Source organism: Albidovulum sp. (assembly GCF_049646345.1).
Classification (GTDB): domain Bacteria; phylum Pseudomonadota; class Alphaproteobacteria; order Rhodobacterales; family Rhodobacteraceae; genus Albidovulum.
Map to the genome: position 1 here is coordinate 1 of NZ_JBARVQ010000373.1, position 9445 is coordinate 9445.

Below are 9445 nucleotides of genomic sequence, written 5' to 3' on the forward strand. Positions count from 1 at the left end.
GTACCGAAACTGAAATGGAGCACTCTTCTATTTACCGCTGCCGCCATTGCGGCAGGCGCGTAGTACTTTTTGCTGTCAAATTCAGGTGGCGAAACAGGGTAGGCAAAATCGCCATTGCCGGGCGGAGTCCGCATCGCGCGCGGTGGCTTCGATCTTTGAGCGAGGGCCGACAAGGATCGGAACGATCAAGCCCTGAGATGCCGCTTCAAGAGCGCCCGTCAGCGAAAGCGCGTCGCAAGGGTGGACAACGGCGGTGCGCACCGGCTCAAGCGCATGTGTCGCGGTGATCAGGTCGCGATAACGCGCACCGCGTTCGTGAAGATGTACCTCGGGAAGGACAACACGCGGGCGGCGGACTTTTTCGGCGGGCGCGATGACCTCGGCCTGGCCCTTGATGACAGTCTCGCCATCTTGATTGACACAAAGACAGTCAAGTTTCAGCCGTTGGGTCTTGGCATCCTTCGACGCAACGGTGACGCGGACTGTCACAGTGTCGCCCAGGCCGACCGGTCGGCGAAAGCTGAGGTTCTGGTTGAGGTAGATCGTACCGGGGCCGGGAAGTTCCGTTCCCAGAACCGCCGAGATCAGCGCACCGCCCCACATGCCATGCGCGATGACTTCGTGAAACATGTCGGACCGGGCGTATTCCTCATCGACATGGGCCGGATTCACGTCGCCGGACATCACGGCGAACAGCTCGATATCCTCGGTCTTCAGCTTGCGGGTCAGCTCAGCGCTGTCGCCAATTTCGATTTCGTCAAACGTCTTGTTTTCAATGTATTGCACCGGGCTGTTCCTTTGCGTCGGGCCGAGAAGTGAGTTTTCCCAAACTCACGCAGGACTGGTTGCTTTGTCGGCCTCTATTTCTTCGGCAATCTCCTCAACGTGGCGGAAGGCATCGCCGCCCGAAAGATCGCTGTCGATATGGGCAACCAGCCTGTTGTTGGTCGTCAGATCGGCCTCGTCCCAGAGATGGGTTTCGATCTCCAGTTGATCGGTTTTCTGGTCATAACGCGTCTCCTTGTGCTCAGGACATGACGTGGTAGCCGGCATCGACGTAGGCGATGTTGCCGGTCACATTGCGCGCAGATGTGCTGGCCAACCCCGCCGCCATGTTGCCAACATCTTCAATAGTCACCAGCCGTTGTTGCGGCGCGCGCGCACGCGCCTCGTCGATCAGCGCATCGAAATGTGCAATGCCAGAGGCGGCACGGGTCTTCAGCGGGCCCGGTGACAAAGCATTGACCCGAATACCCTCTGGCCCCAGTTCAGCCGCCATGTATTTGACAGTCGATTCCAAGGCGGCTTTTACCGGGCCCATCACATTGTAATGGTCGACGACTTTTTCGGCGCCGTAATAGCTGACCGTCAGCAGGCATCCGCCATTCTTCATCAACGGTCGCGCCTTGCGCGCCAGCCGGATGAAGGAATGAACCGAGATATCCATCGCCGCGCCGAAACCCTCGCGCGAACAATCGACTACGCTGCCATGCAGATCTTCCTGCGGGCAATACGCGACCGAGTGAAGCAAGAAATCGAGTTGCCCCCATTTGGCGGTAATCGCCTCAAAAAGGGCGTCCATCTGCGTGTCGGACGTGACGTCCAGCGGCATCAGAAGTTTTGCGTTCAGATCCGTGGCAACCGGGTCGACATACGGTTTTGCCTTATCGTTGAGATAAGTGACCGCAAGCTCCGCGCCTTCGCGCACGAAGGCCTGCGCGCAGCCGGTCGCGATGGAGTGTTCATTGGCGATCCCGACGACGAGACCGCGTTTTCCTTCAAGCAAACCCATGGTTAGTCCCTCGTTGCGCTCCACGCGCCTATTTCTGGAAAATATATGTCCCCGGAGCGGCGGCCAGAGCATTGCCCATGTCCGAGGGAGCGACCGGCGCACCCGATCGTTCCGCAAGCCACGACACCCATTCAAGCCACCACGAACCATCCTTCTTCGGTGTTTGTGCGGCCCAGGTTTCGGGATCTATATAGCGATCATCATGCTTTGCCGTGGCAATCTGATAGCTGCGGTGCTTGTGCCCCGGTTCAGACACGATACCGGCATTATGCCCGCCGCTGGTCAGAACGAATGTCAGCTCCGTGTCGAGATAAAGATGCATTTTGTAGACCGACGGCCAGGGTGCCACGTGGTCCTTGACGGTGCCCACGGAAAACACCGGAACCCGGATGTCGGTCACGGAAATCGGACGCCCGCCCACGATGAAGCGCCCTTCAGTCAGATCGTTGTTCAGATAAAGCGATCGGAGGTATTCCGAGTGCATCCGGAAGGGCATCCGCGTGCCGTCTGCATTCCAGGCCAAAAGGTCGAACATCGCCGGCTTGTCGCCCATCTGGTAGCTGTTAAGGATCCGCGACCAGATCAGATCGGCGGATCCGATCATCTGAAAGGCTCCGGACATCTGTGTCGTGTCCAGGTATCCCTGATCCCACATCATGTCTTCAAGGAAGGTAAGCTGGCTCTCGTTGATGAAAAGCTGCAATTCGCCCGGCTCGGTGAAATCGATCTGCGAGGCGAAGTAACTGAGCGATGCGAACGGATCATCTCCGTCGCGGGCGATCGAGGCCGCGGCAATTGAAAGCAACGTGCCGCCGAGGCAGTAACCGACGCCATGAATTTTCTGATCCGGCAAAATGCCCTGAACCGCGCCTATCGCATCCATGACGCCCATCTTGCGGTAATCGTCCATCCCCAGATCGCGATCTTCAGCACCCGGATTGCGCCAGGAGATCATGAAAACGGTGTAGCCTTGATCGACCAGGAACTTCACCATCGAGTTTTCCGGCGACAGGTCGAGGATGTAGTATTTCATGATCCACGCAGGCACGATCAGGATCGGCTCGGGCCGCACCTCGTCGGTGGTCGGCGCGTATTGGATCAGCTCGATCAGATCATTGCGGTAGACCACCTTGCCCGGCGTCACAGCAACCTCGTGACCGGGGCGGAACGCTTCCGCTCCGGCAAGGGGCTTGCCGCTTTGCTGGCGCCCTAGATCATCCAGCCACGCCTGAAAGCCGCGAACGAGGTTGTGGCCGCCCTCTGCGCGGGTCTTGGCCTGCAGTTCTGGATTGGTTGCGAGGTAGTTAGACGGCGAGAACATGTCGAGGATCTGCCGCGTGGCAAACTCCATAACGTTTTCATGCTGCTTTGTAACGCCGCGCACACCGGTGGTCACGTTGTGCCACCACTGCTGATTGAGCAGGAAGGACTGGTAGAAAACATTATAGGGCCATTTCTGCCAGGCTTCCCCGCGGAATCTGCGGTCCTGCGGCAGAGGTTCAATACATGGGGCAAATTCACCGCCGGCAGCGGCGCAGGTCGCAGCATAGCTTGAAAGCCGCAGCCACTTGCGAAACGCCTTTTCCGAGATCTCGATCTGCTTGCCCGGGGATGTCGCCAAGTGCGCCAACCAGTCCAGATAAGCGCCCGCGAGCGCTGCTGGAGAGAGGCCCTTTGTAGTTTTGGCCATTCTGGCTTTCAGCGCGCGATCCAAAAATTCCGGCACGCCTGTATCCCGATTTCGCTTCCGTCCGGTTTCCTGTTTCGGCAAATCCCGTGAGACCGACGGGATTGGAGCCTTTCTGTCCAGCCCGGTCCCATCACTGAGTTCGTCGGGCGTATTTGCGGCTTTCGGTATCGCGTGGCCCATCGCTCGGGCTCCTTTTGAATGGTTGCGCCTGTTTACCGACATCCGTCTAAGGATCATTGATCTCAATCAAATCGCCCGAATGAAAACAGGCATAAACACTGCGGTGTCGGTGATAACGTAGGTAGGAAAACCAACCTGTGCATCCAACAATTCGACATATCGGTCATGTGGATTCTGCATTGCAGCATATCTCTACGCTGCGATGCGGCGCCGTTAGGTACGTGAAACAGTCCTGTTTCCGCTCACCCTGAGATCTGGAGAAAACCAATGCAATGGAAGCGCTATGGCACAATCGCTGTTGCCCTCATCGTGCTATCGGGCGGTGCCTACGCCATTTGGTTGAGCAGCCAATCCGCAGAACTCCCAGCCGGTATCGCCAGCTCAAACGGACGGATCGAGGCGGAGCGTATCGATGTCGCGGCCAAGCTGCCGGGGCGTATTGCCGAGGTTCGCGTTTCCGAAGGCCAGTGGCTCAAGGCGGGTGATCTGGTCGCGAATATGGACACGGCCGAGATTGATGCCCAGTTGCGTCAGGCCGCGGCCGCCGTCACGCAGGCCGAGCAGCAGAAGCTTCAGGCCGAAGCGCTGCTGAACCAGCGCGGCTCTGAATTGCAGTTTGCCACTTCAGAATTTTCGCGCGCCGAACAGCTTGCCGCCAAAGGACATGTGGCACAGGAGCAGGTCGATCACGCGAAGACCGTTTTGACAACTGCCGAGGCCGGAGTAGCAGCGGCGAAGGCCGGCATTGGTCTGGCAACGGCCACGATCGCCTCGGCTCAGGCAACCGTCGACCGGCTTCAAAGTGTTCGTGCGGACGCCGATCTGGTGGCACCACATGATGGCCGCGTCCAATACATCCTCGCAAAGGCCGGAGAAGTCGTCGGCGCCGGCGGCAAGGTCGTGACGTTGACCGACCTGACAGACATTTACATGACCGTATTCCTGCCTGCGCGCGATGCGGGACTGCTCGCCATCGGGTCTGAGGCGCGCATCGTCCTTGATCCGATCCCGGATTACGTGATCCCTGCGACTGTCACCTTCGTCGCCAGCTCGGCCCAGTTCACGCCGAAATCCGTCGAGACCACCGACGAGCGTGATCAGCTGATGTTCCGCGTCAAGCTGACCATTCCTGAGGAGTTGCTGGAAGAATATCAGGAGCAGGCCAAGGCGGGCGTTGCCGGAGTGGGTTACGTGCGAACGGATAGCGCCATTGCCTGGCCCGACATTCTTTCGGTGAAGCTGCCAAAATGACCTCTGCGCCGGTCGCCAGCCTGTCATCGATCACGCACCGATATGGCGCCACATGGGCTTTGTCCGACGTGACGCTGGATATCCCGGCGGGCTGCATGGCGGGCCTGATCGGCCCTGACGGCGTTGGAAAATCCACGTTGTTGGCGTTGATCGCAGGTGTCCGAAAACTACAGAGCGGTGGCCTGACGGTGCTGAGCGGCGACATCACCGCCCGCGATCATCTCAAGGCGTGCAATCATCGCATCGCTTACATGCCGCAGGGTCTCGGCCGGAACCTCTATCCAACGCTTTCGGTCACCGAAAATCTCGATTTCTTCGGCCGATTGTTCGGCCAGCCGGAGGCCGAGCGCCGCGCGCGCATCAAAGATCTGCTGCAGGCCACCGGCCTTGATCCTTTCCCCGACCGGCCAGCAGGCAAGCTGTCAGGAGGCATGAAGCAAAAACTGTCGCTTTGCTCGGCGCTGATCCATGACCCTGATCTTGTGATCCTTGACGAACCTACGACCGGCGTCGATCCGTTGTCGCGCCAGCAGTTCTGGGATCTGATCGACCATATCCGCGCAGCGCGGCCAACGATGAGCGTGATCGTGGCCACCGCCTACATGGAAGAGGCGGAGCGCTTCGACTGGCTGGCCGCCATGAATGCGGGAAAGGTCATCTCCACCGGATCGCCCGCCGAAATCCGGGCCGCTGCCGAACAACCAACGCTGGAAAAAGCCTTCATCGCGATGCTGCCCGAAGAGGACCGGCAAGGCCATTGCGCCGTCGTGGTGCCACCGCGCCAGTCCGCGAGCGGTCCGCCCGCGATCGAGGCGCAGGGCCTGACCTGCCGATTCGGTGATTTCACCGCCGTCGATCACGTCGATTTCCAGATCGAGCCCGGCGAGATCTTTGGATTTCTTGGCTCGAACGGCTGCGGCAAGACGACGACAATGAAGATGCTGACCGGCCTGCAGAAGGCCAGCGAAGGCAAGGCTTTGCTGTTCGGTGAGGCGCTGGACCCAGATGACATGGCGACCAGGCAGCGGGTAGGCTACATGTCGCAGGCTTTTTCCCTTTATGGCGAACTGACGGTTCGCCAAAACCTGGAGCTGCACGCCCAGCTCTATCAGTTGCCGGCCGAGAAGCGCGCTGATCGCGTCGCGGAAATGCTGGCCACCTTCGATCTGGCCGCGGATGCTGACAAGCGGCCGGATGGCCTGCCACTCGGTATCCGCCAGCGGCTTCAGCTTGCCGTCGCGGTGCTGCACGCACCCGAGGTTCTCATTCTGGACGAGCCGACCTCGGGCGTCGACCCGGTCGCGCGGGATGGGTTTTGGCAGCACCTGATCAATCTGTCACGCGATGACGGCGTGACTATTTTCGTTTCGACCCATTTCATGAACGAGGCGGAACGCTGCGATCGCATCTCGCTGATGCATGCGGGAAAGGTTCTGGCGATCGGAACGCCCGCCGAATTGGCCCGAAGCAAAGGCACCGACGATCTCGAAGAGGCGTTTGTCGGCTATTTGCGCGAAGCGGCAGGCGGCGCTGACGACGCGCTATCCCGGACACCGTCCACGGCGCTGCCGGAACGGCAGCAACAACCACATCGCCCATTCGACGTTGCTCGGCTTTGGGCCTTCGCACGCCGCGAGTCGATCGAGATTCTGCGTGACCCGATGCGGCTGACCTTCGCGTTTCTGGGCCCGATCATTCTGATGCTGACCTTCGGCTACGGCATCTCCTTCGACGTGCAAAGCCTGCCCTACGCGGTTTTCGACCGCGACCAGAGTGCTGAAAGCCGCGAGTTGTTGGAAAGCTTCTCCGGCTCGCGCTACTTCGCTGAAAGATCGCCCGCAGGCAGCGTGACCGAGTTAGACGCCCGCATGAAAAGCTCTGAACTTGTCGTCGCCATCGAGGTGCCGGCCGGGTTCGGAAAATCTCTGCTGCGCGGTGACCGGCCTGAAGTCAGGGTGGCCATTGACGGAGCGATGCCGTTCCGGGCCGAAACCACCCGTGGCTATCTGCAAGGTTTGGCGGTGTCCTACATGTCCGATCAGATCGAGCGCATCTATGGCCGCGCCATCAACTTGTCGGTCGCATCGGTCGAAACCCGTTTCCGCTACAATCAATCATTCAAAAGCGTCTTCGCGATGATCCCTTCGGTCATCATGCTGATGCTGGTCCTGATCCCTGCGATGATGGCGGCGATGGGGGTCGTGCGGGAAAAGGAAACCGGCTCGATCGCCAACTTTCGTTCGACACCAGTGACGCGAACCGAGTTCATATTGGGCAAGCAGTTGCCCTATGTCGTCATCGCCATGCTCAGTTTCGTCACATTGATCATCGTCTCTTATGGCGTTTTCAGCGTGCCGGTCAAAGGCTCGGTCGCCGCGCTTTTCGTCGGCACGTTGCTTTATGTTCTGGCCACTACCGGGTTTGGTGTTCTTGTCTCAACCTTCACCAGAACGCAGGTCGCCGCAACCTTTGCCGCCGCCGTTATCTCGATCATCCCCGCCGTCAACTTCTCCGGCCTTCTGGTTCCGGTATCTTCGTTGTCGGGTGGTGGACGACTGATTGGCCTTGCCTTCCCGTCTGCCTGGTATCAGCAGATCAGCGTTGGCACGTTCACCAAGGGTCTCGGGTTCCAACAGCTCTGGCACAATCACGCGGTACTCGCGGGCTTTGCCGCCCTGTTCATCGCGGTGTCGGTCTTTGCACTAAGCAAGCAGGAGAAATGACATGAGGCAGTGGCTAACCAATGTCTTCCGGCTCGGCCTCAAGGAACTCAGCAGCCTGCGCGCCGATCCGGTGCTGATCTTGCTCATCGTCTACGTGTTCAGCTTTGCGGTCTATTCCGTGGCGACCGGCGCCAAGCTTGAGGTCGCAAATGCGTCCGTGGCCTATGTCGATCAGGACCGCTCTGCGCTGACCGGGCGCATTCTGAGCGCGATCCTGCCGCCCGAATTCAATCCGCCGCAGGAAATAGCGGCGAACGAAATCGCAAGTGTCATGGACCGCGGCAAGTTCGTGTTCGTGCTGTCGTTTCCGCCCTCGTTCGAGGCCGATGTGCTGACCGGCAGGACGCCCCAAGTGCAGCTGAATGTCGATGCCACTGCAATGGCGCAGGCCGGTAATGGTTCTGTGTTCCTCCAGCAGATCATTCGCGCTGAGGTCGCCAAGTTCGTTTCTGGCGACGACGCGGCAACAGAGTTGCCGATTGATCTGGTGGTCACGTCAAAATTCAATCCGAACCTCAATTCCGTCTGGTTTTCATCCGTTATGCAGATCATCAACAACATCACCATCCTATCGGTGCTCTTGACCGGTGCCGCGCTGATCCGGGAACGCGAACATGGCACGATCGAGCATTTGCTGGTGATGCCGGTCACCCCGTCCGAGATCATGGTCGCGAAGATCTGGGCCAATGGCCTCGCGATCGTTGTCGCCGCCGTCCTGTCGCTCTGGATTGTCGTCCAGACCGTGCTTGCGGTTCCGATCGCGGGGTCGATCCCCCTCTTTGTACTCGGCGCCGTGCTCTACCTCGTGTCGGTGACGGGACTTGGCATCCTTTTGGCAACCTTCACCACGTCGATGCCGCAGTTCGGCCTGTTGGCGCTGCCGGTGCTCGTAATCATGAACCTCTTGTCCGGCAGCACGACCCCGATGGAAAGCATGCCCATCTGGCTTCAGAACGTTATGCAACTCGCACCTTCGACCCATTTCGTTGGGTTTTCGCAGGCAATCCTCTATCGCGGTGCCGGCTTGGATACCGTCTGGCCCGACATGGTCGTCATGGTCGCGCTCGGCGCCGTCTTCTTCTTCATCGCGCTCAAACGTTTCAGGATAACCATGGCCACAGCGCACTAAATCGCCCCGATTGATCCAGAAAACAAACCGACCGGTGCCCGATGATAAAGCCGAACGAAGGTGGAGGCGAACGACCCTGAAAAGAAATCTACAACCAACCAGAGAAAGGTTAAGTTATGAAAAGACTAATTCAGATCGGGCTTGTTGCTATGGCACTTGCAGTTGCCGGATGCACAGAACCCGGGCACTACCCGGTCAGTGGTGAAGAATGCGGTCCCAATGATCCGGTTCTCGACATGAATGCGCCTGACTGCGGTATATTACCGAGCGTTTAGGTCGGTGTTTCCCCGACGCAGAGTGGCTCGCGTGCGTAAGCTTCTCTGCGTTCCGGGCGGTCATTGGTTGCGGCCGTGTCCGCTTTTGGTGCTCATTCCATTTCGAACACCGCGCAACATCCGTCAGAATGGGCTGATTGCGATCATGCGGCACCGCAGAGTGATGCCCAGTTTGAGGGCTGTTTGAATGTCGGCTTCCAATGTTACGGCATGGCTGGCTCGCGCTTGCGGCGAAAGTCCGGAATCCGCCCTCTGTCACGGTCGCTCGAAGGGGACAGCCGCACTGACTGCCCAGATGAGGCAGCTCCTGTCCTGCGCGGGCTCTAGGCCCGAATGACCGGGTCGGGCAACGATCCGCCTCGGGCTCTTTAGCCGCAGGGTTGGTGATCTTTCAGCGGATTTCCA

7 protein-coding genes are annotated in these 9445 nt (G+C 59.2%); 3 read left to right on the forward strand and 4 right to left on the reverse strand.

Features of this window, described 5'->3' with window-relative positions; genetic code table 11:
* Positions 1-81: 81 nt before the first annotated feature.
* From WBB85_RS09275 to WBB85_RS09290, 4 genes are read right to left on the reverse strand one after another with little or no spacing between them, the layout of a single operon-like run.
* Entirely contained in the window at positions 82-786 is a 705-nt protein-coding gene (locus tag WBB85_RS09275; protein WP_432638338.1) for a bifunctional enoyl-CoA hydratase/phosphate acetyltransferase, read from the reverse strand.
* Positions 787-831: 45 nt separating this feature from the next.
* A complete protein-coding gene (locus WBB85_RS09280) occupies positions 832-1053 on the reverse strand; it encodes a hypothetical protein (protein WP_432638339.1) in 222 nt (73 codons plus the stop codon).
* On the reverse strand, positions 1028-1792 hold the full coding sequence (gene fabI / locus WBB85_RS09285; RefSeq protein WP_432638343.1) for an enoyl-ACP reductase FabI: 765 nt from the start codon (positions 1790-1792) through the stop codon (positions 1028-1030). Before fabI ends, WBB85_RS09280 begins: the two co-directional genes overlap by 26 nt.
* 28 nt (positions 1793-1820) lie before the next feature.
* A complete protein-coding gene (locus WBB85_RS09290) occupies positions 1821-3662 on the reverse strand; it encodes a PHA/PHB synthase family protein (protein ID WP_432638344.1) in 1842 nt (613 codons plus the stop codon).
* Positions 3663-3929: 267 nt separating this feature from the next.
* Here WBB85_RS09290 and WBB85_RS09295 point away from each other — a divergent pair, with 267 nt between their 5' ends.
* The 3 genes from WBB85_RS09295 to WBB85_RS09305 are packed head-to-tail and all read left to right on the forward strand — an operon-like array spanning position 3930 to position 8765.
* Positions 3930-4913 carry an HlyD family secretion protein gene (locus WBB85_RS09295; protein WP_432638340.1) on the forward strand — a complete coding sequence of 328 codons (984 nt, stop codon included), beginning with the start codon at positions 3930-3932 and terminating at the stop codon, positions 4911-4913.
* Positions 4910-7636 (forward strand): ribosome-associated ATPase/putative transporter RbbA, encoded by a 2727-nt coding sequence (gene rbbA, locus WBB85_RS09300; protein ID WP_432638341.1) that lies wholly within the window; start codon positions 4910-4912, stop codon positions 7634-7636. The genes WBB85_RS09295 and rbbA overlap by 4 nt, the downstream gene beginning before the upstream one ends.
* A 1-nt stretch (position 7637) precedes the next feature.
* A complete protein-coding gene (locus WBB85_RS09305; protein WP_432638342.1) occupies positions 7638-8765 on the forward strand; it encodes an ABC transporter permease in 1128 nt (375 codons plus the stop codon).
* The last annotated feature ends 680 nt before the right edge of the window (positions 8766-9445 follow it).